The 23,968-nt window shown below is 45.2% G+C and carries 24 protein-coding genes; 13 read left to right on the top strand and 11 right to left on the bottom strand.

Annotated features, from left to right (window positions below; genetic code table 11):
- The 5 genes from ACZMIG_RS11805 to ACZMIG_RS11785 form a co-directional block, all read right to left on the bottom strand.
- Nucleotides 1-401, bottom strand: a 401-nt coding sequence (locus ACZMIG_RS11805; RefSeq protein WP_487889603.1) for a DUF4141 domain-containing protein, incomplete at its 3' end; no start/stop codon positions are given.
- A 40-nt stretch (nucleotides 402-441) separates the two neighbouring features.
- Complete coding sequence (locus ACZMIG_RS11800) at nucleotides 442-1,056, bottom strand: hypothetical protein (RefSeq protein WP_487889602.1); 615 nt, start codon at nucleotides 1,054-1,056, stop codon at nucleotides 442-444.
- Between the two features lie 33 nt (nucleotides 1,057-1,089).
- A complete protein-coding gene (locus tag ACZMIG_RS11795; protein ID WP_487889601.1) occupies nucleotides 1,090-3,588 on the bottom strand; it encodes a TraG family conjugative transposon ATPase in 2,499 nt (832 codons plus the stop codon).
- Nucleotides 3,585-3,917, bottom strand: coding sequence for a DUF4133 domain-containing protein (locus ACZMIG_RS11790; RefSeq protein WP_005801790.1), 333 nt, complete (start codon nucleotides 3,915-3,917; stop codon nucleotides 3,585-3,587). Before ACZMIG_RS11790 ends, ACZMIG_RS11795 begins: the two co-directional genes overlap by 4 nt.
- A gap of 2 nt (nucleotides 3,918-3,919) precedes the next feature.
- Nucleotides 3,920-4,216 (bottom strand): DUF4134 domain-containing protein, encoded by a 297-nt coding sequence (locus ACZMIG_RS11785; protein WP_005801791.1) that lies wholly within the window; start codon nucleotides 4,214-4,216, stop codon nucleotides 3,920-3,922.
- A gap of 927 nt (nucleotides 4,217-5,143) precedes the next feature.
- On the opposite strand from ACZMIG_RS11785, the gene ACZMIG_RS11780 reads away from it, so the two are divergent.
- From ACZMIG_RS11780 to ACZMIG_RS11765, 4 genes are all read left to right on the top strand, one after another.
- Entirely contained in the window at nucleotides 5,144-5,335 is a 192-nt protein-coding gene (locus ACZMIG_RS11780; RefSeq protein WP_487889600.1) for a hypothetical protein, read from the top strand.
- A complete protein-coding gene (locus tag ACZMIG_RS11775; RefSeq protein WP_487889599.1) occupies nucleotides 5,332-5,781 on the top strand; it encodes a LexA family protein in 450 nt (149 codons plus the stop codon). Before ACZMIG_RS11780 ends, ACZMIG_RS11775 begins: the two co-directional genes overlap by 4 nt.
- Before the next feature lie 241 nt (nucleotides 5,782-6,022).
- Nucleotides 6,023-7,249 carry a DUF4377 domain-containing protein gene (locus ACZMIG_RS11770; protein WP_487889598.1) on the top strand — a complete coding sequence of 409 codons (1,227 nt, stop codon included), beginning with the start codon at nucleotides 6,023-6,025 and terminating at the stop codon, nucleotides 7,247-7,249.
- Between the two features lie 215 nt (nucleotides 7,250-7,464).
- Nucleotides 7,465-8,229: a helix-turn-helix transcriptional regulator gene (locus tag ACZMIG_RS11765; protein ID WP_487889597.1), complete on the top strand. Its 765-nt coding sequence runs from the start codon at nucleotides 7,465-7,467 to the stop codon at nucleotides 8,227-8,229.
- On the opposite strand, the gene ACZMIG_RS11760 is transcribed toward ACZMIG_RS11765, so the two are convergent.
- Both ACZMIG_RS11760 and ACZMIG_RS11755 read right to left on the bottom strand, forming a co-directional pair.
- Nucleotides 8,170-8,520, bottom strand: coding sequence for a hypothetical protein (locus ACZMIG_RS11760; protein ID WP_487889596.1), 351 nt, complete (start codon nucleotides 8,518-8,520; stop codon nucleotides 8,170-8,172). The two genes, ACZMIG_RS11765 and ACZMIG_RS11760, sit on opposite strands and share 60 nt — an antisense overlap.
- Before the next feature lie 3 nt (nucleotides 8,521-8,523).
- A complete protein-coding gene (locus ACZMIG_RS11755; RefSeq protein ID WP_487889595.1) occupies nucleotides 8,524-10,794 on the bottom strand; it encodes a TonB-dependent receptor domain-containing protein in 2,271 nt (756 codons plus the stop codon).
- Nucleotides 10,795-10,983: 189 nt separating this feature from the next.
- Between ACZMIG_RS11755 and ACZMIG_RS11750 the strand changes: the two genes are divergently transcribed.
- On the top strand, nucleotides 10,984-12,255 hold the full coding sequence (locus tag ACZMIG_RS11750; protein ID WP_487889594.1) for a Y-family DNA polymerase: 1,272 nt from the start codon (nucleotides 10,984-10,986) through the stop codon (nucleotides 12,253-12,255).
- 212 nt (nucleotides 12,256-12,467) lie between these two features.
- Here ACZMIG_RS11750 and ACZMIG_RS11745 read toward each other — a convergent pair whose 3' ends face one another.
- The gene (locus tag ACZMIG_RS11745; protein WP_487889593.1) at nucleotides 12,468-12,932 is read right to left on the bottom strand and encodes a hypothetical protein; all 465 of its coding nucleotides are present in this window, start codon (nucleotides 12,930-12,932) and stop codon (nucleotides 12,468-12,470) included.
- 232 nt (nucleotides 12,933-13,164) lie between these two features.
- Here ACZMIG_RS11745 and ACZMIG_RS11740 point away from each other — a divergent pair, with 232 nt between their 5' ends.
- Nucleotides 13,165-13,299: a DUF4113 domain-containing protein gene (locus tag ACZMIG_RS11740; RefSeq protein WP_487889605.1), complete on the top strand. Its 135-nt coding sequence runs from the start codon at nucleotides 13,165-13,167 to the stop codon at nucleotides 13,297-13,299.
- Between the two features lie 277 nt (nucleotides 13,300-13,576).
- On the opposite strand, the gene ACZMIG_RS11735 is transcribed toward ACZMIG_RS11740, so the two are convergent.
- The 3 genes from ACZMIG_RS11735 to ACZMIG_RS11725 form a co-directional block, all read right to left on the bottom strand.
- Nucleotides 13,577-14,341, bottom strand: a complete 765-nt coding sequence (locus tag ACZMIG_RS11735) for a DUF4122 family protein (RefSeq protein WP_487889592.1) — start codon at nucleotides 14,339-14,341, stop codon at nucleotides 13,577-13,579.
- Nucleotides 14,342-14,449: 108 nt separating this feature from the next.
- Nucleotides 14,450-14,887, bottom strand: coding sequence for a DUF3408 domain-containing protein (locus tag ACZMIG_RS11730; protein WP_057281971.1), 438 nt, complete (start codon nucleotides 14,885-14,887; stop codon nucleotides 14,450-14,452).
- On the bottom strand, nucleotides 14,859-15,647 hold the full coding sequence (locus ACZMIG_RS11725) for a ParA family protein (protein WP_118308774.1): 789 nt from the start codon (nucleotides 15,645-15,647) through the stop codon (nucleotides 14,859-14,861). The genes ACZMIG_RS11730 and ACZMIG_RS11725 overlap by 29 nt, the downstream gene beginning before the upstream one ends.
- A 631-nt stretch (nucleotides 15,648-16,278) precedes the next feature.
- On the opposite strand from ACZMIG_RS11725, the gene mobA reads away from it, so the two are divergent.
- From mobA to ACZMIG_RS11690, 7 genes are all read left to right on the top strand, one after another.
- Nucleotides 16,279-16,749: a conjugal transfer protein MobA gene (gene mobA, locus ACZMIG_RS11720; protein ID WP_017141823.1), complete on the top strand. Its 471-nt coding sequence runs from the start codon at nucleotides 16,279-16,281 to the stop codon at nucleotides 16,747-16,749.
- A complete protein-coding gene (gene mobB, locus ACZMIG_RS11715) occupies nucleotides 16,739-17,992 on the top strand; it encodes a conjugal transfer protein MobB (RefSeq protein WP_487889591.1) in 1,254 nt (417 codons plus the stop codon). The genes mobA and mobB overlap by 11 nt, the downstream gene beginning before the upstream one ends.
- 34 nt (nucleotides 17,993-18,026) lie before the next feature.
- The gene (gene mobC, locus ACZMIG_RS11710) at nucleotides 18,027-20,054 is read left to right on the top strand and encodes a conjugal transfer protein MobC (protein WP_120178105.1); all 2,028 of its coding nucleotides are present in this window, start codon (nucleotides 18,027-18,029) and stop codon (nucleotides 20,052-20,054) included.
- A gap of 235 nt (nucleotides 20,055-20,289) precedes the next feature.
- Nucleotides 20,290-20,547 carry a hypothetical protein gene (locus tag ACZMIG_RS11705; RefSeq protein WP_055172787.1) on the top strand — a complete coding sequence of 86 codons (258 nt, stop codon included), beginning with the start codon at nucleotides 20,290-20,292 and terminating at the stop codon, nucleotides 20,545-20,547.
- Between the two features lie 10 nt (nucleotides 20,548-20,557).
- Nucleotides 20,558-20,809, top strand: coding sequence for a DUF6926 domain-containing protein (locus ACZMIG_RS11700; RefSeq protein WP_487889590.1), 252 nt, complete (start codon nucleotides 20,558-20,560; stop codon nucleotides 20,807-20,809).
- A 12-nt stretch (nucleotides 20,810-20,821) separates the two neighbouring features.
- On the top strand, nucleotides 20,822-21,310 hold the full coding sequence (locus ACZMIG_RS11695; protein ID WP_487889589.1) for a hypothetical protein: 489 nt from the start codon (nucleotides 20,822-20,824) through the stop codon (nucleotides 21,308-21,310).
- A gap of 840 nt (nucleotides 21,311-22,150) precedes the next feature.
- On the top strand, nucleotides 22,151-23,923 hold the full coding sequence (locus tag ACZMIG_RS11690) for a DUF3945 domain-containing protein (protein WP_487889588.1): 1,773 nt from the start codon (nucleotides 22,151-22,153) through the stop codon (nucleotides 23,921-23,923).
- Nucleotides 23,924-23,968 lie beyond the last annotated feature (45 nt).

Below are 23,968 nucleotides of genomic sequence, written 5' to 3'. Positions count from 1 at the left end.
GCACTCTCCTCCAGCAGCTTCGTGTAGCCGAGGGCGATGGCACTCAGTTCCTCAGGGGTGAAATAAGGGTCACTGAGCATACGCTCATAACTGGTCACATAGATTTCCGTGATGTCGCCGACCATCAGGATGGTCTGCTGCACCTTGCGGGCATCGCGTACCAGATTCTTGACCTTCCTAAGGCCATCATAATACTCCTTGCCCTGCTTGTAAATCTTGACCGTCTCCTGAAAATTGTTGAGCATGTTGCCAGCCGTCGAGGACGTGTGGACGATGTTCTTGGCGGCATTGATGATGCCCTGGGCAAGATTCCCGGGATCGGTCACTACCCATTGGGCGTGTGCCCTGCCTGCCGAAAGGAGGCAGATACAGCATAAGGCTGTCAGAATTCTTTTCTTCATGTCGTTAATCTTTAATGGTTGATAAATCTTTTCCGTTAGTTCAGAGTCCCATCTTGCGGCCTTTCGGCTTAGGACGGACGGTGATGTGCGGTTTCCTCCGCAGTGTTGTTTCCGAGAAGACCGTGCGGGCAGGCCTGATATTCCTGAAGAACTCGTCCGCATAGGGACGTCTGCCGGTCATCCTGACAAATCGGACATCCAGTTCCCGGTAAGCCTTCTCCGCCTGTTTCCGTATCACATCCTCCGGACTGCTCCTGTCAATGCCGTATTTCACAAGAAAATCCGGGCGGATATGTATCGGGTCATGTACGGAACCCGGCGAGGCGGCAATACTGCCCAGCCTCTCCAGTTCCCCGTTCAGCTTGTCAAGGTATTCAGCCGGAGGACGGGGACATACACTTTCAAAAATCTTCTCCACCGCGTGTGTCAGTCTTGCATCCACCTCCAGAATGTCGGGTACTTCCCCCGTCTGTCTCTTCCGCAGGTATTCGTCAGGAGCCATCCCTTCAAGCTGATGGAACAGACGGTAATCCTCCGTGAGTCCGTAATACTCCTGTATGGAAAGAGGAATATTCCAGCCCTGCATCAGGGACCAGTAGAGGGATGACACGACCTCACGGCGTTTGCTTTCATTAGATTCCAGATCGCTATACATAGATTCAGAAGTTTAATGGGTTGATAAATGATTTCACTTTTTCCTCTTGCTCTCGGCCAGCTGCTTGATTGCCAGCTCGATATTGCCACCCAGCTTCCGGGTAAGCCGCATTACTTCAAGCTTTTCCGTCTCCTCGGTCGTATAGGTGTAGTACTCTTCCGGCGAGACCTCGGTGGCATAGACCGCCGACTGTGTTCCGCCAAGACCTATCCACACTTCCTTGTACTTGCGGGACGGGCTGTTGGCCATGTTGATGGAGAGAATCTGGGCACGTTCCTTATCGGTCAAACCCAGCAGGGACTGGATTTCATCGAACTTGTTGACATACTTCCTCTGGTCCAACAAAATCTTGCAGTCGCTGTTGTTGATGATGGTTCCCTTGACGATGGGTGACGAAATGATGTCTTCCACCTCCTGGGTAACGACAACAGCCTCTCCGAAAAACTTTCGGACGGTCTTGAAAAGGTACTTCAGATATTCCGCCATACCTTCCTTGCTGATGGCCTTCCATGCCTCCTCCAACAGAATCATTTTGCGAATACCTTTCAGCTTTCTCATCTTGTTGATGAAGGTTTCCATAATGATGATGGTGACAATCGGGAACAGTACCTTGTTGTCCTTGATATTATCCAACTCAAAGACAATGAAGCGTTTGGATAACAGATCAAGCTGCTTTTCGGAGTTTAACAGATAGTCGTATTCGCCACCCTTGTAATAAGGTTCCAGCACATTCAGGAATCCCCACACGTCAAAATCCTTCTCCCGTGTACGCTTGGTCTTCAGGATTTCCTGATACTCGTCGCGGATGAACTCATAGAAGGTGTTGAAGGACGGAACCACGGTACTGTCCGTGCGTATCTTCTCCAGAAAGAGATTGACCGCGTTGGAGAGCGCCACCTCCTCGGCACGTGTCGGCGGCTCGTCATCACGTTTCCACAGGGTAAGGATAAGCGTCTTGATGGACTCCTTTTTTTCGATATCAAAAGTACCGTCCTCCACGTAGAAAGGATTGAAGGCTATCGGATCGCTCTCCTCATAGGTGAAATAGATGCCGTCCTCGCCATGCGTTCGGGCATGGATAAGGCTGCACAGTCCCTGATAGGAATTTCCCGTGTCCACCAGCAGCACATGCGCTCCCTGTTCGTAATACTGGCGTACCATGTGGTTGGTGAAAAATGACTTTCCGCTGCCCGAAGGTCCGAGGATGAACTTATTGCGGTTGGTAATCGTACCGTTCTTCATCGGAAGGTCGGAAATGTCCAGATGGACAGGCTTTCCGGTCAGACGGTCCACCATGCGGATGCCGAACGGCGAGAGCGAATCCTTGTAGGAAGTTTCCCCGATGAACAGGCACAGGGCCTGTTCGATGAAGGTGTAGAAGCTTTCCTCAGACGGAAAATCACCGGCATTGCCGGGAATGGCCGCCCAGAAGAGTGTCGGCACATCAACCGTGTTATGGCGGGGCTTGGCCTCCATCAGGGCAATCTGGCTGCCCACATCATTCTTGATACGCTTCAGCTTCTCCCGGTCGTCGCTCCATGCAAAGACATTGCAGTGCGCACGGATGGAAGTGAGTCCCTTGCTGTGCGCCTCGTTCAGGTACTCCTCAATCCATTCACGGTTGATCTGGTTGGAACGGCTGTAACGGGACAGCGAGTGCATGTTGCGGGCGGTCTGCTCGAATTTCCTCAGGTTCTCCGCCGAATCGTCTATGAAGAGATACTGGTTCACGATATGGTTGCACGTGAGCAGTATCCCTATCGGTGCGGCAAAGGACAGGCGGCAGTCACTGCGGTCCGTGGACAGCCGTTCATAACGGCTGTCCGTACCCACGGATGACGGCAAATCCTCTGTTTCAGAAAGAGTATGCAGGCAGAGCACATTGTCGCCGACCTTCATTTCCCCGGCTCCGAGAGTGATGTCCTGCAGGCTGGCCGTATCTTCCTGCGAAAGCGAAAAATACTTTTCGATAATGCCCGCGGAGGTTTCCGTACCGGTAATCTCTTCGTCCGTCAGCCTGACCATGCGGAGCAGACCGCTGTCGTTCACGATACGCTCGAACTGCCCACAGCATTCCAGGAAGCGTGCAACGGTATCCTTGTCCTGCATCTCCTTGGGGATGATGAACCCGCGCGTGAGGGCATTGAAACTGCTTGTCGTGCGGCTGTGTTCCTTCGTGGTCTTAGTCAGGAACAGATAGCAGGTATGGTTCAGGTACGGCCGTTCGTTGAAATGCCTTTCAAAGCTTCGGCTGAGGAAACTCAGGTCATCCCGGCAGATGTCAGGTCTGTAACTCTCCTCTATGAAGATATCCTGCTTGTGGACAATGCTGTAGTTCGGTAGAACCCGGACAGCCTTCGCCCATGTGGAATGGAGGGCCTCGTACTCGGCGCGTGTCAGTGTGAACACTTCCGGCAGCTCCACCCTGTAGGCCACGGTAATGTCGGCATCCTTGCTGATGATACACCCGTGCTCGACGGCCATCAGCGGAAACCGGCTTTCCAGCGTAGCGGCTTTCATTACATTTCTCATACATTTCGTTTTTTCGGGGTTGGACAAATCAACCGGAGAAAACCCTTCCGGCTGATGATGTAGCGGGGATGTCGGCGCAGCGCCTGCAATTTCATCAGTCCCCATTCACCGTATTTCGCGTTCAGGCGGAAAGTCACCCAGACAAGCACCGAAGCGCAGATGACACCGAAACCGATACATACCCACTGGTCGATACCTGCCATGTACATGATGACAAACAGGACGAACAGGGCGAGCAGTCCGCCGGCGAAGATGAACAGGTACTGGCTTTTCAGCCCCTTGAACTCAGGGCTGCGGCCGATTCCCTTGTTGATAGGATACTCCGCCATAATCAGAGGAAGAATGAGCGTAAGATTGTGGCGGCTACGATTAAAAAGATGCAGGCGCCGAACCAGCTGGCTGCCGTCTTGGAGGTGTCGGGATCTCCCGAAGAGAACTTGGAATAGACCTTCACGCCTCCGATAAGGCCGACTACGGCTCCGATGGCATAAATCAGTTTGGTTCCCGGATCGAAATAGGAAGTGACCATGTTGGTGGCTTCAGTGATACCGCCGATACCGTTACCCTGAGCGAAAGCCCCTGTCGTTGCAAGCAGCATCATGGCTGCAAAAAAGAATCTTTTTTTCATGTGTCGAAACTTTTAATTGGTGAGACAAAAAATGATTTCGACCACGAATATATAACGTATAATTTATTGATTTACAATACTGACGATGCGTGACATCGGGTGTCGTTACGTTACATCGGAAAGGGATTGCGACAAAGAAAAAACAGCGGAAAAACGGCATTTGATTCTTCCGGCAAAGGTAGCCCGAGCCTTCACTCTTCTCTACCAGTGACAGCATGAATGACAGAGAATCATAGTCCACATATACGACGGATTTCATAACGGACAAACCCTGTTGAAGAAGAAGGATTTCAAGCTTTTCTAAACTTCCATTCAATGGCATAGAGGATTTGCTTATAAAAGAAAGGTTTTAGTACATTCTAAAAAGTGAAAAACAACTTTAGAAAATCCACCTGCTGATCTCATGATCGGAGATCGGAGAACTGTATCAAAAAGACAGGGGACAAACATACCTAACGCAAGCGGTAAAGTTATCTAAAATAACATACCAATCCCCTCGACCTCTTTTCTTGAACAAGTTGAATTATCCTCCTACTGCTTCTCCAGCACTGCATCAATCGTAAGAACGGCCGCAACGCTATAAAGTGAACATATTAGCAAACAGTACACATCCAATCTTGATGATGTAATCCTCGTGAAATGACATTTTTTAAGTAATATGCTTCGATTATCATAAGTAGCTGAATATTAAACTTATTTGTTACTAGAAATTAATTAATATGAGTGACTGCTTTCAATTATACACTATATTTGCAAAATTGATGAATTATTATAAGAATCTGATGACAAATATGCCACGATAATTAGAAGTTAAATTTTGAAATACAAACAAACATTATGTATCAATTTGCTTTATTACGAAAATGCGTCGTAAATCAAATACCTGCTACTATATTTCAAGATGATGATACCTGTACGGTAGAAGTATTGGAAGCAGCTATTGAAATCTACAGAAGACATGGTGCTTCTCGCGAATTTCTGTATGACTTCCAGAATGTGATTGAGGATGTCAAGGGTTATCAGAGACAGAATCCCCACAGATTGAAACTGGCTGATATGACTGAAGTAGAGAAAGAACTTCTTCGTAAGGAAATGCTGGAGAAAGGACTTCTGGGATGAACATAAAACTTACCATGTATTCTGCTGACCTGAGCAGCGAACTGTCATTGCCGTTTGCAGACCAGGGTGTGAGAGCTGGATTTCCTTCACCGGCCCAGGACTACATGACTGACAGCATAGACCTGAACCGGGAACTCATACGTCATCCGGCCACAACATTCTATGCCCGTGCTTCAGGAGATTCCATGAAGGACTGTGGTATTGATGACGGCGACCTGCTTGTCATAGACAAGGCCTTGGAACCTCAGGACGGTGACATCGTTGTAGCTTTCATCGATGGAGAGTTCACGCTGAAGACAGTGCGCTTTGACGATAAGGAAAAGTGCATCTGGCTTGTTCCGGCCAACGAGGAATATACTCCGATTAAGATTACAGAGGAAAACAACTTCCTCATATGGGGAGTTCTTACCTACAACATCAAGAGACAATTCAGAAAGAAAAAATAAATCGGACTATAAATTATAATGAGTAAATTCATTAAAGATTTCAGGCAACTATTATATGTTCATAGCTTAAAGTTATTTTTTTTGATGATAAGTTTGATTTATTTAACATATTTATTTAGTGGTTTACCTGCTGTAGTGTGTTATAATATAGATGGACATATAAAATAGAAATTACATAAATCCAATTTCTATCAACAAATTATATAATAGTAACTAGTGTACACAAAAAATATATATTGATATGAAAATTAAGGCTTTACCAGGACTATTACTTTGGCTCCTATTCTCAATCAGCATTGCCAGTTGTAAAAAAGAAGATGTAGTTATCGACAAAGTGGAGATTATCAAAATGTATGTATCGCATGAAACGGATTTTTATACCCCATGGGGAAGTGAAAATCCTGTAGAATGTATGTCAGTAAAGGAAGAAGGCATATCCGAATACTCAAAAATACCTATTAATGGAATCCTTGGGTTTAATTATCAAAAAGGACATGAGTATGTATTGAGAACTGAAAAAACAATCCTTGCGAAGCCAGCCAGCGATGCGAGTAACATTAGATATAAGCTCCTCGATATAATTAACGATAATGTAGTCAAGGCTACTCCTGTATGGGATACTTTCATTGATGACAGTAAAGGAGATGAAATAGATATAAGCAGCAAATATAATGGAGTCCAAAATTGGTTGGATATTGCCAATCCTCCGTATTTATATGTAGGAGCTGTATTTCCAGAAAGTTCATTTGCAACTTCTTTTGATAAAGAAGTAACGGACAAGAAGCAACCTGTAAATCTCTTCTTTGATTTTCCTGAACCGTATATTACGACGATGAATGATGTCAGACGAATTGAATATTTAAAAGTATTTAAGGAAGCAATAAAATCTAAAGAATATCAGAGTTTCATTTATCCCACAAGGCCATATATCGCAAAACTGGCAGAATTGAAGAGCCTTGATGATATAGAATTATGTATCGATGATAATAAAAGTTTTTCTAACACACTGACAAAGATAGGTAATCAGGAATTTGACTTAAACAATATTGCTAGTCTTTGTTTGGGTAAAGTTATTTTCAAAGGTTTTACAGTTTCAATGGATATACCAGAAAAAGGAATATTCGTTGAAAGTCCTTCCAATGAAGACAGTCTTGTTTATATGCGTTCACTGACCTATGGTACCAGTGCTTATTTCTTAATAGCAAGTAAATATTCCTATAATGAAGTTGTTTCTTCATTGAGAGGTCCTTTTATCAATAAGCAGGAAAACGAAAAGGTGTTGAATGATTCACAGATTATTCTTCTCATGGTTTCCGATATAAGACAAACAGCTGATATCAGTAAATCGTTCGAAGCTTTACAAAATTACCTTAATAATCCATTTATGAATGGTGAAACATACGGATATCCGATCTTTTGTAAAGGGCAGTATGTGAAAGATAATAGTACATTTTTACTTGGCAAATAAACTATAATTCTGTTATAAATCAATAGAGACCTTTCTAAAGATTTTGCACTTTGATAATATGGAAAACTGAATCTGGCTTGTTGACCGAAATGAACCAGATTCACCCCATAAGATTACAGAAGAGAACAACTTCCTGATATGGGGTGTTCTTACATACAACATCAAAAGACAGCTTAGAAAAGGAAGATGATAGCATCTCATAACAATTATATTTTATGCAAACAAATAATATAAACGACTTCTTTCGCCCGATAAATACAGACCTACAAATACCAGACAGTGATTATTCAAAAACCGATGTATGTATTGCCATGGTCAAGGCTCTGGCCCGCAATACAAATCACAGTCTGTATATCATCGACTATAACCGCAAGAATTTCCTTTACGTATCGTCAAACCCGCTTTTTCTCTGCGGTCATTCACCGGAAGATGTGCAACAGAGAGGTTATGCATTTTATTTTGATGTTGTTCCGTCTGACGAAATAAACCGTCTTATGGAAATCAATGAAGCCGGATTTCGGTTCTACTATGACCAACCGGTAGAAAAAAGACTTGACCTGTCCATCGAGTATAACTTTCATCTCCGTACATCAGAAAAGCACTCACATCTTATCCACCACAAACTGACACCTGTCTTGCTGAGTGACAAGGGTGATATATGGCTGGCTTTATGTACAGTTTCACTGTCACCAGAGAAAACTATCGGAGATGTAGTTATTTCAGACCATACATGTACTGACAGGTATTTATATTCATTCGAGGGAAGACGATGGAGAAAACAGCCTGAACTGATTCTTTCCGACCGTGAAAAAGAGATTCTCCAGCTCTCCGTCAAAGGACTGTCGAACACGGAGATTGGAGAAACTCTCTTTATTGATGCCAATACCGTCAAGTTTCACAAGAAGAAACTTTTCGAAAAACTACACGCAGAAAACATCACTGAGGCCGTGGGTATCGCAGCCAATATGAGGCTGATTTAGGAAGACGATGTAGAACTTCGGCAAAGTAGCTACAGGGGGATGTGAGGTGACGTATTCCTTCATTTTCTTCCGTCCAAGTTCGATTACCTTCTCATCGTCACATCTGTTCATCTTTTCTTTATCAATATAGGCAATATGCCAGAATGCCAGATAACCGACAACATATCTTTCAATGGTAACTTCTATTGGTTCGTTGGGACGCTTCATGGATTGAAGGCAGTTGTGGACATCCTTATCGATGATGCCCACAACTGCCCATGAGAGATTTATATAAGATATTGTTGCTGTCATAATTTACATACGATTTTTCTGGCTATCTCCAGCTCCTGTTCCTTTATACTTGTTCTTGGCTGTATTGAATTTGTATCGTACCGTCATACCGAAACTGCGGCGTGATTCTGGCTGAAGTATTGTAATTCGGTTACCGCTGTACATCAGTATGTCTGAGGATGAAGTATTGAATATGTCATTAGCTTGCAGTTGAACAGCCAGTTTTCCGTTCAAAAATCCTTTATATAAAGAAATGTTGACCGAACTACCGGGTTCAATTAAACGGTAGCTGCTGTCTTCTCCTCGTGTGGAAGTCTCCAAATCTATATTCAACTGAAAATCCTTAGGTAAACTGAATGTATTGTTCCATTGGAAAAATCCGATAGGATTATTAAGGTTTCTGGGACCGTCTGGTGTATCCATCACAAACCATTGCTGGCTGTACATGGCTGTGAACTGTGGCGACCATATACCGATCGTTGGCGATGCTGACAAGGTAGCATTCAGTTTGTCCACCTTAGGAACATTGGTATGTGTGAACAGAGAAATAGAAGGATCTGCATCCGAATAGGATTGGCTTACCTGTATCTGCATGTCCTTGATGCGACTGTAATTCATATTGAAATAAAGCCATTTCCATGATGCATTAAGTGACAGGGTATTCAGTATCGAAGAGCGCAGAAGCGGATTTCCACTCTCGTATGTATATTTATTGCCATAGATTACTGCACTTGACAGCTTGTTGTAGCTTGGTCGTTCTATATTGCCTGAATAACTTATCATCAGTTGGGTTTTACCTATAGGATATGACAGGGATATGGAAGGAAATACATTGTCATACTTACGGCTTTGCTCATCCATTCTTTTCCCGAACTCATAATAATCGGAATTCAGATGCTCATATCTCACACCTGCCTGAGCTTGCAACTGGCCGAAACTGCGTGCGTACATAGCAAATGCGGATACAGCATTTTCCCTGATTTTGTTGTCGTTGTCAGGTATAATATTCTCATCGTTTGCGTATTGGTTGATACGGCTGCTGTAGGTATATTCACTGCCTATGGAGAAACTACCCTCCCATAACGGGTGCTCCATTACAAGTTTGGCAGCATAAAGTTCATTTCTGTTCTTACCCAGTGTATGGATAGTGCTGTTTACTTCCGTATTGTCCGATTGCTTGACATATTCTTCAGCTACGATAGGATTATTACTATCCGACCACATTCCATCCATATTCAAATCCACATTCCAATCATTGAAATTGCCATTATAATAAGCATTTACGGTATGTCTGTTGTTTGTGGTTATTGAATGGGTTTTACTTTTACTTTCTTCCTCTAATAGATTATCCACATGAATGGAAGAGTTCATATCCAGACACATCTCAATCTGAGGATTTCTGCTAAAATCATACCTTACACCCATCACATGATTTTCGTTGAATTGATAATTCAATGAAAGCATGGCTGCAATATTCTGAGTGTGAAACGGACTTTTCATATCCGAATTTTGTGTCCATACTTTATCAAGGTATGTTTTCTGTGTCAGTATCTTGTTCTCTTCAAACTTGTTGTCTCTGCCGAATAACATTCCTCCGAGATCAAAACCTCCCTTGCGGTAATTAAAGTTAAATTGGTCGAGCAAAGCAAGGTCATACTGGTATCCCACGTATGCACGATTGTTGAAACCGAATCCTTCTCCTTGTGTTTTCTTAGTTATGATTCGTACAACAGCTTTTACTGAAGCATCGTATTTGGCACCTGGATTACGAAGGACTTCAACGCTTTTTATATCGTCAGACGACAGTTGGTCAAGCTCCGAACTGTTTCTCATTTTTCTTCCGTTGATGTAGATTTCAGCTACTCCGCTTCCGAAAACATTCACTGATCCGTCATCGGCAGACAACCCCGGTATTTTATTGAGCAGATCATTTCCTGTTCCGGCTTTTTCAAGTACACTCCCTGCAACGGTTGTCACCATTGCATTACCTTTTACGCGTGTTTTAGGTAAGTCTGCTTTTACAACAACTTCCCCCAATTGTTGTGCATCCGAAACGAGCTGTACGATACCTATATTTGCCGGAGATACCGACTTATATACTGTCTTATATCCGATAGATGATATTTTCACTATCTGGTTTTGTGATGTTGCCTCCAGTGTAAAAGAACCGTCTTCACCGCTGATTGTTCCACTAACAAAAGCAGAATCCGGCAGCGACAGCAATACCACATTGGCGTATGGCAAAGGCTGGCTGTTCTCGTCAATCAATTTTCCGCTAACTGTCTGTGCGGACAAACTGACAGGTAGTATGATACTAATAAGTCCTAATAAAAATACTTTAATTAATTTCATTGTATGATAGTTTTTAGTTTTCTGCTGCAAAGTTCCATACTTCGCGAGACTTTTCCACTACCCTGTAGGGTAGTTTTGATTATTGATGATTATAGTTTGGCATACTATTGATATCTTTGCAACAGAATATTTATGATAGCCCTTGTTGATTGCAATAACTTCTACTGCTCATGCGAGCGCGTGTTCAATCCGCTGCTCCGTGACAAACCTGTCGTTGTTCTGAGTAACAATGACGGCTGTGTCGTGGCCAGAAGTAACGAAGTAAAGTCAATGGGCATCAAGATGGGTACACCTCTCTATCAGATCCGTGAAATCTTGGAGGCAAACAATGTGGCTGTCTTCAGTTCCAACTACAATCTGTATGGTGACATGAGCCGCCGTGTAATGATGCTGCTGTCCGAGTTCACGCCCGAACTGACACAATACTCGATTGATGAAGCGTTCCTGGATCTCTCCGGATTCGGAGAAGGCGAGAAGCTGGTTTCCTACGGCCGGAAGATTGTAAAGACCATCGGTAAGGGTACAGGCATCCCGGTAACGATGGGCATTGCACCGACAAAGACTCTGGCAAAGGTGGCAAGCCGCTACGGAAAGAAATACAAGGGATATCAGGGTGTATGCATGATAGATTCTGAGGAAAAGCGCATCAAGGCGCTGCAGGGCTTCGAAATTGGCGATGTCTGGGGAATAGGCCATCGGAGCTTGGATAAGCTGCGCTATTACGGTATAAATACCGCCTGGGATTTCACTCAGAAAAGCGAGAGTTTTGTGCGAAAATTGCTTACAATAACCGGTGTACGTACTTGGAAGGAACTTCGTGGTGAATCTTGTATCGATGTCGAGGAACTGCCACAGAAGAAGAGTATCTGTACCAGCCGTAGTTTCCCTGGCTCCGGTCTGTCAGAACTCTCCAGCTTAGAGGAAGCAGTCGCCAACTTTTCTTCCGAATGTGTCCGCAAGCTTCGTATGCAGCACAGCTGCTGCACGGAGATAACAGTCTTCGCCTATACCAGCCGTTTCCGTCTGGATCTTCCACAACACTGCATCAACCGTACCATCCACCTACAGGTACCGACCAACGACCTTCAGGAACTTGTTAGCACCGCAGTCCGGGCACTCCGCATGGATTTCCGTAAAGAGGGGGGATATTTATATAAAAAAGCCGGTGTCATTGTCTGGAACATAGTTCCTGATTCTGCCATCCAGACCAACCTTTTTGATACCATAGACCGTGATAAGCAGTCACGCCTGGCTGCCGCCATAGATGCGATTAATCGCAAGAACGGTCATAACACCATTAAGGTAGCCGTCCAGGGTAGCACAGACAAGTCATGGCACCTGAAATGCGAACACATCAGCAAGCAGTACACCACCAACCTCGATGATGTCATCCTCGTGAAGTGACATTGAATAATTGAAATAAAGTATGTACCTAAAAAACAGTGAGAGTATAATTTATACTCTCACTGTTTTTCAAAGCTTTTTTTGCATATAAATGCAATCAACCCAACTACTAACAATATTGGCATGAGTTTTTCTTTTCCTTAAAATGAACACCTATAATAGCCCCAATATTAAACAACAAAAAACAAAACCTGCAGTAATACATACTGTCATTATTTATAGTTAAGAAGTTGATTAAAATATTTATCATCAAGACGTGTTATCTTATAATTCTTACCTTCCTTTTTACATTTTCTTATCCATTCATTACAAGACTCCATATCCCTAATACGCAATTCAAATATTTCTTCTGAGATATTAATATCTTTACCATTCGCGACATTACAAGTTATTATTCCATCTTTATCTTGGGTACAATGCTTATAAAATCGATAAGCGGCTGCTTTCATTTTATAATCTTCTTCTTGTTTTTTCTGAAAGGAATAACTATATGCTTTATTGGAATCGGTTATCTGAGTAACTTCAATAAATTCACCACTATTAATATAGTCCTTAACAGTTTTTACGGCATATCCCTTTACAGATGAAGGAACACCAACATCTGATACAACTTGGTTAATACTACAGCTTGAAATTCCAATAAGTAAAAGGAATGTATAAATAATTTTATTGTTCATAGAGTTATAAATTATATATTTATAAAAATAATTATAAGCAAACAACAATCCTATGAAAGATAAACTTTTAACATAAACAGCAAACAAAATTAACTATAATATTCGTTTATAAATATATCTTATAATAGTTCTTTTTGGGGCTATGTTCATACCCTAATAGATTACCATTTACATTTAATTAAATACTAATTTATCTATCATATCCACACACATGCGATTAATCTTGTAGTAAATCAACAACAAGAACGGCCACAACACCATAAAGGTAGCTTTCCAGGGCACTACAGATAAGTCCTGGCACCTCAAAAGTGAACATATCAGAAAACAGTACACCACCAAACTCGATGATATCATCCTTGTGAAATAAACTTTTTTAGCTATATACCTCTTCTTATGTTATAAGTTGCTGAATATTAGAACTTCTTTATTACAAAATATTACTTCAATAATTATAATTAACTGATTATTAATACTATATTTACATATTCGTATTACAAGAATAATAATAAAGTGCAGAAAATAAGAGTTAATGCAGAACTATACTCAAATAAGCCTTTAATAGTATAACTAATGATAACCCCGAACGTTTTATCTTACTTTCGGGGTTATCATCATTTCAACGCTACAACTTTTTTACTTAACGGCTAAGTATATTTCCTTATATCAAATGAAATGTCGGCTTTTTCCCCGGCATCCTGTTTCGTAAAACCTTCGACCTTATCCATATATTCGTCAATAAGATTGTCTATTTTCTGCTGGAAACCGGATTCATTTTCAAGGAAAGCCAGCAATTGGGTGCCGGACAACTTATGCCGTATAGTGTGAACAGCACGGATAATCTTGGTCTCATCAGTAGCGTTATCCACCAGCACATCAGCCATATTGTTCATGTCTTCATATGTCAATGCAGTATTGAAATCCGGGTCCGGTTCAGAATCCGCAGGTATCATCAATTCACGTTTTTCTTCATCGGACAGACCGGTTTTCCCGCCAGAAAGAGTGTCATCCACATCATCGGCATTGATTTCCCTGTCTTCCTCTACAGGTATCTTCTCCAAAGGTTCAGAACGAACCGGTACTTTCTTACGAATATCAGGGTCTTCAAGATATACAATCTTTGTCTTGCCGATTACATCATCATCTGAAACCGGTGATGCAGTTTCACTTACGGCAGAATTCTTATGAATGTGCTTTCCTACCGGCACCGTATCTTCAGACGTGGTCTGTGTTTCCGGTTTTCGCCACACGTCCTTTTTCTTCTTCAGATGTTTCCTGCGAAGTTTCCATGACCTGACACGGACGATACGTAGCCAACGGACAACCCCGTCCCATAAACCGTACATTCTGCTTCCGAAAACAAATACCCATAAATGATTAAGTATGATGGTCACACATATCGTCTTGACCATAAAATATAAAATCGTTACCATAGTGCTTACAATTATTTGGTGTTATTCCCATTATACAATTTCTGTTACGGACACTTTCAATGTCATTTTCATGAATATATTCCCTAACTATTCTTTGTATAAAGGTTGATTATTGATTTGATTGTTATAAAGACTGTTTATTTCCTCCCGGTACTGCTCCAAATGAGCGGTCAGAATATCATCGATATATTTTGACATACTGACTCCCGGGGCCACAACGGACAGGAATCTCCGTATGAACTGGTAATTTTCAAGACTGATATAGGCCTGCTGTCTCAACTGGATATTACCACCCTTGAGGAACTGCCTGCGGTACGAACCGGATTCATCCTTGCGTTTTTTCTGTCTTACGGCACTTTTCATATCATGACCGCCGGTATCGTCCCCCTTTTCCTGTATATCTTCTTCTACAGATTCCTCGTCAATGATTACGTCTTTCGGAGCATTCTTGCCATAGACCGGAACATCCCCTGCCATAATTCCCCGGAGAAGTTCCTCATTTACCGTTACCTGTTTCTTCGCCATGACATTCCAGTTTTAATTTAACAAAAAGTTCCTCTGCAAGTTCTGCGAGTCCGCTGCCTTTCATCAGCTTGGCTGGAGGCGGGAAAAGGGTACAACGGAAAAAGGACTTGTTGAGAAGTGACAATTCCTTTTCATAACGGTTGGTTTCCGGAACAATGGTATCCAGAACATTCAATTCCAACTTGTGCATAATGGCACAATAGGCGTCGAATACTTCCGTTGAAGCACGGGCATCCTTTTTGGTCCAGAAAAAGAAGAACTCTTTCAACGGAATATCCTTCATCTCCCTGATATAATCTAGGACGGTTGTGGAAAATGACAGACTGCTCTGCATCACTATCCGGTCCGGAACAATCGGAGTCAGCACGTAATCCATATTGACAATGGTATTGAGAACCCCTCTGGAATTTACCGTTCCGGGCAGATCCACGATAATCAGGTCATAATCGCCGCCCGCCGCCAGTTCGTCTGCCGTCTGCCGGGCATTCTCCGCTTTCGATCCTACAATCGTGTAGGCTTTCTTCTTGATACGCTCAAACTGGGATACCATCAGCTGCTTGAAATATTCACTGTGTTCGACAGTACGCATATCCCTCTCTTTCATACGGACCAGACTGAACTGTGGGTAGTCACAGTCAACAACCGCAACATTCAGTCCTTTCAGATAATGGTAATACCCGGCAAGCAAAATCGTCATGGCCGATTTGCCGACTCCGCCCTTCTGGTTGCAAAGGGCAACATAAACTGTTTCTTTTTTCATACGCTTCTTACTTTTATATTGAACATAACAGATTCCATACTTACTGGCTGACTGGATATATGCAGCCTGTCATTACAGCATTACGCCAGTACATCATCACTGCTTTCCATCACTACTGCATAACATCAGTACGCCAGTCATTATCTACTTCCGATGTGCAGTACTCCAGCCAATCAGTCGTTCTGTCAGTCAGTACTGCATTCACACAGTCAGTACTGCAGTAATTCAGTCGTTAAGTATTGCACAAATTCCATCATTCACACTGCAAATAAAAGGGGATTTTCCCGAATGATCACCATCATCCGGAGACGGTGACGACCCTTGTCACCGTATGACATCTTGTTACATATAATCCACTGTTTTACAGACGAATATACCGACGTAACTTTGCCACCGACAACGGAATGGATGCCGGATGGAGCTATCCCGAAGCCGAAGAATGAGGCTGAAGGTCAAAACTCAATTTGACTTCAGGCAAATTCATGTTCAAGCGAACATAGCAAGTTGTGTTTTGGGCAGCCCGAAATGATTCGGGCATCCCAAAACAAACTTGCCACTCGCCTGAAGGCTCGGGAGGGATTTCCTCCAAAGTCGGAAATCCATGACGTAAAATCAGAAACAGAAAATCTCAATGCGTATGGAAGAAAACAGTAAAAGAAGAACAAGAAGAAGCACGGGCAGAAAACCGAAGACCGACCCGGCAGTATTCCGCTACGGTATCAAACTGACTTCGGAAGAGAACGGAAATTTCGAGCTGCTGTTTGAAAAATCCGGGATGAAACAACGGGCAAGATTCATCAAGGCGATGATTTTCGGACGTGAAATGAAGGTCGTCAGAATCGACAAGGCTGCGATGGACTACTACATCAGACTTACAAATTTCTATCACCAGTTCCAGGCCATCGGCAACAACTACAACCAGACTGTGAAGGCAGTCAAGTCCAATTTCGGCGAGAAACGGGCGTTCGCCCTGCTCCGCAATCTGGAAAAGGCCACCATCGACCTGGTGGTGCTGAGCAAGCGGATCATCATGCTTACCCGGGAGTTCGAGGAGGAATACCTTATAAAAAGAAAGAAGGAGGAACAGCAGAATGGTGGCTAAGATCAACAGGGGTGTATCGCTCTACGGGGCGGTCATCTACAACCAGCGTAAAGTGGATGAGACAACCGCCCGTATCATCGCGGGCAACCGTATGATTACCGACCTCACCGGAAATCCCCACAATGTCATGCAGCAGACGCTATGGGCTTTCGAGAGCTACCTCGCCGCCAACAGGAACACGGAGAAGCCGGTACTGCATATCTCTCTGAACCCATCGGTGGACGACCGCCTCACGGACGGGCAGTTCGCGGAACTGGCACGCGAGTACATGCAGAAGATGGGCTACGGCGACCAGCCCTACATCGTCTATCTGCACGAGGACATCGACCGCAGGCATGTCCATATTGTCTCCACCTGCGTGAAGGAGAACGGCGAGAAAATCAGTGACGCATACGAATGGAATCGTTCGATGAAAGCCTGCCGGGAACTGGAAAACAGATTCGGACTCAAGCCTGTGGCTGACAAGCGGAACGAACTGCTGGAACCGTATCTCAAGAAGGCGGACTACCGGGACGGGGACGTGAAACGTCAGGTCGGCAATATCCTCAAAAGTGTGTTCACCGCCTACCGCTTCCAGACATTCGGGGAGTTCAGTGCCATGCTCTCATGCTTCAACATCGAGGCCAAACAGGTTCGGGGAGAATTTGAAGACTCACCCTACAACGGTATCGTATATACCCTGACGGACGATGCGGGCAGGCCGGTATGCACGCCCATCAAGTCTTCGCTCATCGGCAAGCGCTTCGGCTACGAAGGGATAGAAAAAAGGATTGCCGTCAATGTCCGAGATTTCAGAAACCGGAAGTGGCAGCCGAAAATCCATGATGCCGTCACGCTGGCCATGCACGGCTGCCGAGGAAACCGGGAAGATTTCATCCGGCTGCTCGGGGAAAAGGGCATTGACGTGGTGTTGAGGGAAAACGAGGAAGGCCGTATCTACGGCGTGACCTTCATAGACCACAGAAACCGTGAGGTATATAACGGTTCCCGTCTGGGCAAGGAGTTTTCCGCCAACGCCTTCGAACAGCTTTTTAACAGGCCGCAGGAATTTCCGGAGCCGGAATCCACCGGACAATATGCCTCCACACGGGAGAGCCTTTCCGACAACATGGAAAGCGCCATCGAGCAGGCTTTCGGAATATTCAGTCCCGACATCAACGGACCGGACCCGCAGGAGGAGGCACTCGCCCGCAGACTGCAACGCAAGAAAAAGAAGAAACGCCGTTCACGCGGCATATCCTGATTGTCAATTACCAACCATCAAAATTTTTACAGTTATGCAACAAGAAGATGATTTAAGAGGACTGGCCAAGGTCATGGAGTTCATGCGTGCCATTTCCATCGTGTTTATTGTGATCCATGTCTACTGGTTCTGCTACAGCGCATTCGTGGATATGGGCATCAACATCGGAGTCGTGGACAGAATTCTGCTGAACTTCCAGAGGACGGCAGGACTGTTCAGCAACCTGCTCGTGACGAAAGTGTTCGCCTTCATATTCCTGGGACTTTCGTGTCTGGGTACGAAAGGTGTCAAGAACCAGAAGATGACGTGGCGGAAAATATACGCCGCCTTCCTCGGCGGCATCGTCCTGTTCTTCATGAACTGGTGGATGCTTGACCTGCCGTTCAGTACGACATTGAATGCTACCGTATATACGCTGACGCTTACCACGGGCTACATTCTCCTGCTTATGTCAGGAATATGGATCAGCCGTATGCTGAAACACAACCTCATGGAAGACGTATTCAACACCGCCAACGAAAGTTTCATGCAGGAAACAAGGCTTATGGAAAACGAGTATTCCGTCAACCTGCCCACGAAATTTGTCTATCAGGGCAAGGAATGGGACGGCTGGATCAACATCGTGAACCCGTTCAGAGCCTCTATCGTACTTGGAACACCGGGCTCCGGAAAGAGCTATGCCGTGGTGAACAACTACATCAAACAGCAGATTGAGAAATCCTTTGCCATGTATATCTATGACTACAAGTTTCCGGACCTTTCGGAGATAGCCTACAACCATCTGCTCAAGCACAGACAACATTACAAAGTCAAACCGGAATTCTACGTCATCAATTTCGACGACCCCAGACGCAGCCACCGCTGCAATCCTATCAATCCAAGATTCATGGCGGACATATCGGATGCCTATGAGTCAGCTTACACGATAATGCTCAACCTGAACAAGACCTGGATACAGAAACAGGGTGATTTTTTCGTGGAGTCACCGATTATCCTGCTTGCCGCAATCATCTGGTATTTGCGGATTTACAAGGACGGAAAGTATTGCACGTTCCCTCATGCAATCGAATTTCTTAACAAGCCGTATGCCGATATCTTCACGATTCTTACCTCTTATCCGTCCCTCGAAAACTATCTTTCTCCCTTTATGGACGCATGGCAAGGTGGAGCTCAAGACCAGCTCCAGGGCCAGATAGCAAGTGCGAAAATCCCTCTTTCGCGAATGATCTCGCCACAGCTTTACTGGGTGATGACGGGAGACGATTTCACCCTTGACCTGAACAATCCCGAACACCCCAAAATCCTCTGCGTGGGCAATAATCCAGACAGGCAGAATATCTATTCGGCGGCTCTCGGCCTGTACAATTCGCGCATCGTCAAATTGGTGAACAAGAAAGGACAACTGAAAAGTTCCATCATCATCGACGAGCTTCCGACCATCTATTTCCGTGGTATCGACAACCTGATTGCGACCGCCCGAAGCAACAAGGTGGCCGTCTGTCTCGGCTTCCAGGACTTCTCGCAGCTTGCACGTGACTACGGCGACAAGGAGGCGAAGGTTATCCAGAACACGGTGGGCAATATCTTCAGCGGACAAGTGGTCGGAGAAACGGCAAAATCACTGTCGGAACGGTTCGGCAAGATTCTCCAGCAGCGGCAGTCCATATCCATCAACCGTCAGGACACTTCGACTTCCATCAACACGCAGCTTGATTCCCTGATACCCGCTTCCAAGATAGCCAATCTTTCGCAGGGTACATTCGTTGGCAGCGTGGCAGACAATTTCGGGGAAGAGATAGACCAGAAGATTTTCCATGCCCGCATCATCGTGGACAGCGCCAAGGTATCGGAAGAGATGAAAGCCTACAAGAAAATTCCTGTCATCAACGAGTTCAGGGACGCGGACGGAAACGATATCATGCAGCAGCAGATTGACCGCAACTACTCGCAGATAAAGGCGGATGTCTTGCAGATAATAGAAGAAGAAATGGAAAGAATAAAAAATGATCCGGAGCTGAGACACCTCATCCCGCAGCAGGAGGGAGAAGAAAACAATGACTGAAAATAGAGAAAAAGGGAGACCGCTGTTTTATTTCCGCCTGCAAAGGTCGTCCCGTGCCCGCTGGATTGTGCAAGGCCGGGCCCCTCCGTGGTTTGCTGAAAAAATCATCCTCGCACGAGTGCTCCGGTATTTTTTCGCAAAGCCTTGCACTATCCGGCACGGGACAGAAAGGCAGGCAAGAAATAAAATACCGGCTTGACAAGCCGCAGATGTCTAACTCAAAAAAATGAAAGATATGAGCAGAAGCAACTTCACCCCGATGGAAAGATTCCATGAGATTCTAAACGGACACGGACTACAGGCCATGAACGTAGGTATAAATCATATCCGCATCTTCAGGGACGGCCGGAAAATATTCGACTACTATCCGCTGAGGATGAAACTCTTCGATTACCACAACTGGTACCAGCTTACCTATCCATCCTTCGGCAATGGCGACGGGAAATGGGAACAGGAACTTCAGGAGATAATCGGCAGACTTTCCGCCGCATAAACGGTATGCTATGGCAGCGCACATGACAAAGACGGGATGGGACAACATCCCCGAATGGGCCATATATGCCCTGGAATACGGAACGGAAGAGGACGGCAGTCTGAACGAAAAGGAACGGGCCATGATTGAAAAATTTGTCGGCACACATTTCCCGAAAGGATACACGATGAGCGTTAATTGGGACGCCTGCAACGAGTTTGACCGCTATCCCGCATTTGGAGAGCCTTGCAAGACCTGCAAGGTTCTTTTTGTTTCACCATAAATACACAGAAAAATGAAAAGAATGACACTGAGCGAATATCTCGCTGTCCCCGAAAATTATCGGGGAGTATGGACTACCGAACGATGGGACATTCCCGATTGGGAAAACTTGAGAAAAAAACACATGGGAAAACGTACCCTGATGGTATATGACAGAGGCACGTGCCTGCTTATCGAGGGTCTGAGTCTTGAAATCGTGGACGACAGTTCCTGGAAAAAGCCGGAAGAAATCAAGAAGGAAATCCGTGAAAAATATCAGGAGTACCGTACTGAAAAGGGACATGAACCACATTTCCTCGAATGCATCATACGCTGGAACGACACCTTGGAGACACTGGAGACAAGAATAGCCCTGAACATGGATTCCGATACGGAAATGGACGATGAAATCTTTTTCTACTGCGATACTCTGGACAGCCTGCTGTCACTGGCTGACAAAAGCGGGGAAGATTTTGTCATAGCCGGATGTTTCGGATTCGGAGTGTATGAAGAACTTTTATGACACAATTCAAGATTTAATCTTTGATTTTTATGAGTATGAATGAGGTCAAGGATTAAATCTTTGTATCAGAAACCAATTATACCTTAATCTAATTCTAATATTCACAATACATGTACATCAATACAAACCGACCGTTTGGACATATCAGATGTCGAATTCAATCGTAAACATCAATGTCCATAATCATTCCAATAATACGGTCATAAGCCACGCTTCACTTGACAAGTCCCTTCCGAGAAGTTAACTCGGAGGGCGAATACCTCCACGTTCAAGCCTCCGGTTTTCGGGACACAAAATTCCCTGCGGTAATTTTCCGCCCGAAAAAACGCTCCGGTATTGCCGTCCGAGTTGGGGAAAGTACCGGGACTTAGCAAGCGAAGCGACCTACGACGCATAGATACAGGTCAAAATAAAAAAGAATCTGGCGGGAGAACCATGCTCCCGTATGCCTTCCCAATGGATTACGCCATCCGGTTATTCCCGTAAACAGAATTCCGCTTCCTGTCACGAAAGGACACATCAAGGGGGACAAAAGCAGCTCGCTCCCAACTCTGCATAATTACAGTTTTTCCTTTTCTTCTGTGCGGCTGTGCGTACCGCCATGCCCTTGTCTGTCCGGCCTGTTCCATCCTTTTCCCTTTCCTTTGCCGCCTTTCGTTTTTTCTCCTTTTCCTGCCGTTTTACCCCGTTTTTTCACTCCGTTTTCTCCGGCCTGCGGTGTAATGTGATGACACAAGATGTAATGTATATCCTAACACATTACAAATCAATTATTTATCAATTTTTCTCATATATATTTGCGGTGACAACATGAGTTATCAACACTAAAAATCAAAAATTATGGCAAAGAAAAATGCACGGGAAGAACCCCCGAAACCGCAGGTCACCGAAAACGAGCAGATGAGTGACATCGTGTTCATCCTCGACAAGATGGAACTGATTCTGGAAGCGGTGTCACAAATCGGACAGGACGGAAAATTCAACACGGTAGCCGCCGACAGGCAGAACCGGAACTCCTTCCTGAAGATTGACCGCTATGCAGATGCCTTCGAGAACTTCATCAAGAACTTCTGGAGCCAGCTGAAAGACCCGACACGCTTCGGAATCCTCTCCGTCAAGGAAGACAGGCTGGACGATCCTGCCGTACAGCAGGCCATCGAGGACATCGCCGCAGGAAAAAAGACAAAAGCCGTGGAGGAATTTCTCAAGCAGTACGAGATTGTTCCGCGCAACAAGGAAAACCAAAGTATCAACCAAAAAAATCAAGAAGAAATGGCAAAGAAAAATGAAACCCAGCAGCAGGCTGCCGCAGCTGACAGCCAGCCGCAGACCCAGTCCCCCCAGTACCGTTACAACGAGTCCATGATCAACTGGGAACAGCTCAAGAATTTCGGAATCTCCCGTGAATACCTCCAGGAACGCGGACTGCTCGAACAGATGCTCCGTGGCTACAAGACCAACCAGGTAGTACCCATCAGCATGAACTTCGGCTCGGCCGTACTGAGGACTGACGCACGTCTGTCATTCCAGCAGTCCATGGCGGGCGAAGTGGTGCTCGGCATCCATGGTATCCGACAGAAACCCGACCTCGACCGACCGTATTTCGGACACATCTTCTCCGACGAGGACAAGAGGAACCTGCTCGAAACGGGCAACATGGGACGTGTCGTGGAACTGAAAGGACGCAACGGGGAATATATCCCTTCCTTCATCAGTATTGACAAGCTGACCAACGAGGTGGTCGCCATGAAAGCGGAGAATGCCTTCATCCCAAGGGAAATCAAGGGCGTGGAACTGACAGAGCAGGAGCAGAATGACCTGCGTGAAGGCAAGAAGGTCTATATCGAGGGCATGATCGCCAAGTCCGGTAACGAGTTCAACGCCTTCATCCAGGTGAATGCCGAACGCAGGGGTGTCGAGTTTATTTTCGAGAACGACAAACTCTTCAACCGCCAGACACTCGGGGGCGTGGAACTGACACAGAAACAGATTGAGGACCTGAACGCCGGAAAAGCCATCTTCGTGGAGGGAATGCAGCGCAAGGACGGCGAGGTGTTCTCCTCTTACGTGAAGCTGGACGAGGCGACGGGCCGCCCGTCCTACACCCGCTACAACCCGGACTCTCCGGAAGGCGCACGCGAAATCTATATCCCCAACGAAATCAACGGGGTGAAGATTACGGCGGAGGAACAGCAGCAACTCCGTGACGGCAAGGTGATTTTCCTCAATGACATGGTGAACCGCAAGGGAGAGGAATTCTCCTCCTTCATCAAGGCCGATTTGGAAACGGGACGCCTGAGCTACTCCCGTACGCCGGACGGTTTCGAGCAGCGCGAGGATTTCAAGATTCCAACCAAGGTATGGGACGTGGAACTGACCAGACAGCAGCGTGCGGACCTGCAGAGCGGAAAGGCCGTGCTGGTGGAAGGCATAAAGGGATATGACGGGAAGACCATCTCGCAGTACGTCAAGGCGAACTTTAACCAGGGGCGTCTGGACTTCTACAACGAAAATCCCGACCGTAAGCGTGACGCGTCACAGCGAAACGTGGTGGCCAACAGCCAGCGACAGGAACAGGGCAACCGCAAGTCAAAAGGTGCGAGCATTGCCTGACTATAGGTAACGGAAAATGAATGTTAAATAAAAAAAGAAAGAAAT

It is taken from the genome of Xylanibacter sp. (assembly GCF_057607445.1).
Note: the sequence above shows the minus strand (reverse complement) of the source record. Positions and strands in the feature narration are given on the sequence as shown.

Excerpts from the sequence above, each read along its gene's own strand:
- ACZMIG_RS11800 (WP_487889602.1), bottom strand. The coding sequence starts at position 1,056 with ATGTATAGCGATCTGGAATCTAATGAAAGCAAACGCCGTGAGGTCGTG.
- ACZMIG_RS11795 (WP_487889601.1), bottom strand. The coding sequence starts at position 3,588 with ATGAGAAATGTAATGAAAGCCGCTACGCTGGAAAGCCGGTTTCCGCTG.
- ACZMIG_RS11790 (WP_005801790.1), bottom strand. The coding sequence starts at position 3,917 with ATGGCGGAGTATCCTATCAACAAGGGAATCGGCCGCAGCCCTGAGTTC.
- ACZMIG_RS11785 (WP_005801791.1), bottom strand. The coding sequence starts at position 4,216 with ATGAAAAAAAGATTCTTTTTTGCAGCCATGATGCTGCTTGCAACGACA.
- ACZMIG_RS11775 (WP_487889599.1), top strand. The coding sequence starts at position 5,332 with ATGAACATAAAACTTACCATGTATTCTGCTGACCTGAGCAGCGAACTG.
- ACZMIG_RS11770 (WP_487889598.1), top strand. The coding sequence starts at position 6,023 with ATGAAAATTAAGGCTTTACCAGGACTATTACTTTGGCTCCTATTCTCA.
- ACZMIG_RS11765 (WP_487889597.1), top strand. The coding sequence starts at position 7,465 with ATGCAAACAAATAATATAAACGACTTCTTTCGCCCGATAAATACAGAC.
- ACZMIG_RS11760 (WP_487889596.1), bottom strand. The coding sequence starts at position 8,520 with ATGACAGCAACAATATCTTATATAAATCTCTCATGGGCAGTTGTGGGC.
- ACZMIG_RS11750 (WP_487889594.1), top strand. The coding sequence starts at position 10,984 with ATGATAGCCCTTGTTGATTGCAATAACTTCTACTGCTCATGCGAGCGC.
- ACZMIG_RS11745 (WP_487889593.1), bottom strand. The coding sequence starts at position 12,932 with ATGAACAATAAAATTATTTATACATTCCTTTTACTTATTGGAATTTCA.
- ACZMIG_RS11735 (WP_487889592.1), bottom strand. The coding sequence starts at position 14,341 with ATGGTCAAGACGATATGTGTGACCATCATACTTAATCATTTATGGGTA.
- ACZMIG_RS11730 (WP_057281971.1), bottom strand. The coding sequence starts at position 14,887 with ATGGCGAAGAAACAGGTAACGGTAAATGAGGAACTTCTCCGGGGAATT.
- ACZMIG_RS11725 (WP_118308774.1), bottom strand. The coding sequence starts at position 15,647 with ATGAAAAAAGAAACAGTTTATGTTGCCCTTTGCAACCAGAAGGGCGGA.
- mobA (WP_017141823.1), top strand. The coding sequence starts at position 16,279 with ATGCGTATGGAAGAAAACAGTAAAAGAAGAACAAGAAGAAGCACGGGC.
- mobB (WP_487889591.1), top strand. The coding sequence starts at position 16,739 with ATGGTGGCTAAGATCAACAGGGGTGTATCGCTCTACGGGGCGGTCATC.
- mobC (WP_120178105.1), top strand. The coding sequence starts at position 18,027 with ATGCAACAAGAAGATGATTTAAGAGGACTGGCCAAGGTCATGGAGTTC.
- ACZMIG_RS11705 (WP_055172787.1), top strand. The coding sequence starts at position 20,290 with ATGAGCAGAAGCAACTTCACCCCGATGGAAAGATTCCATGAGATTCTA.
- ACZMIG_RS11700 (WP_487889590.1), top strand. The coding sequence starts at position 20,558 with ATGGCAGCGCACATGACAAAGACGGGATGGGACAACATCCCCGAATGG.
- ACZMIG_RS11695 (WP_487889589.1), top strand. The coding sequence starts at position 20,822 with ATGAAAAGAATGACACTGAGCGAATATCTCGCTGTCCCCGAAAATTAT.
- ACZMIG_RS11690 (WP_487889588.1), top strand. The coding sequence starts at position 22,151 with ATGGCAAAGAAAAATGCACGGGAAGAACCCCCGAAACCGCAGGTCACC.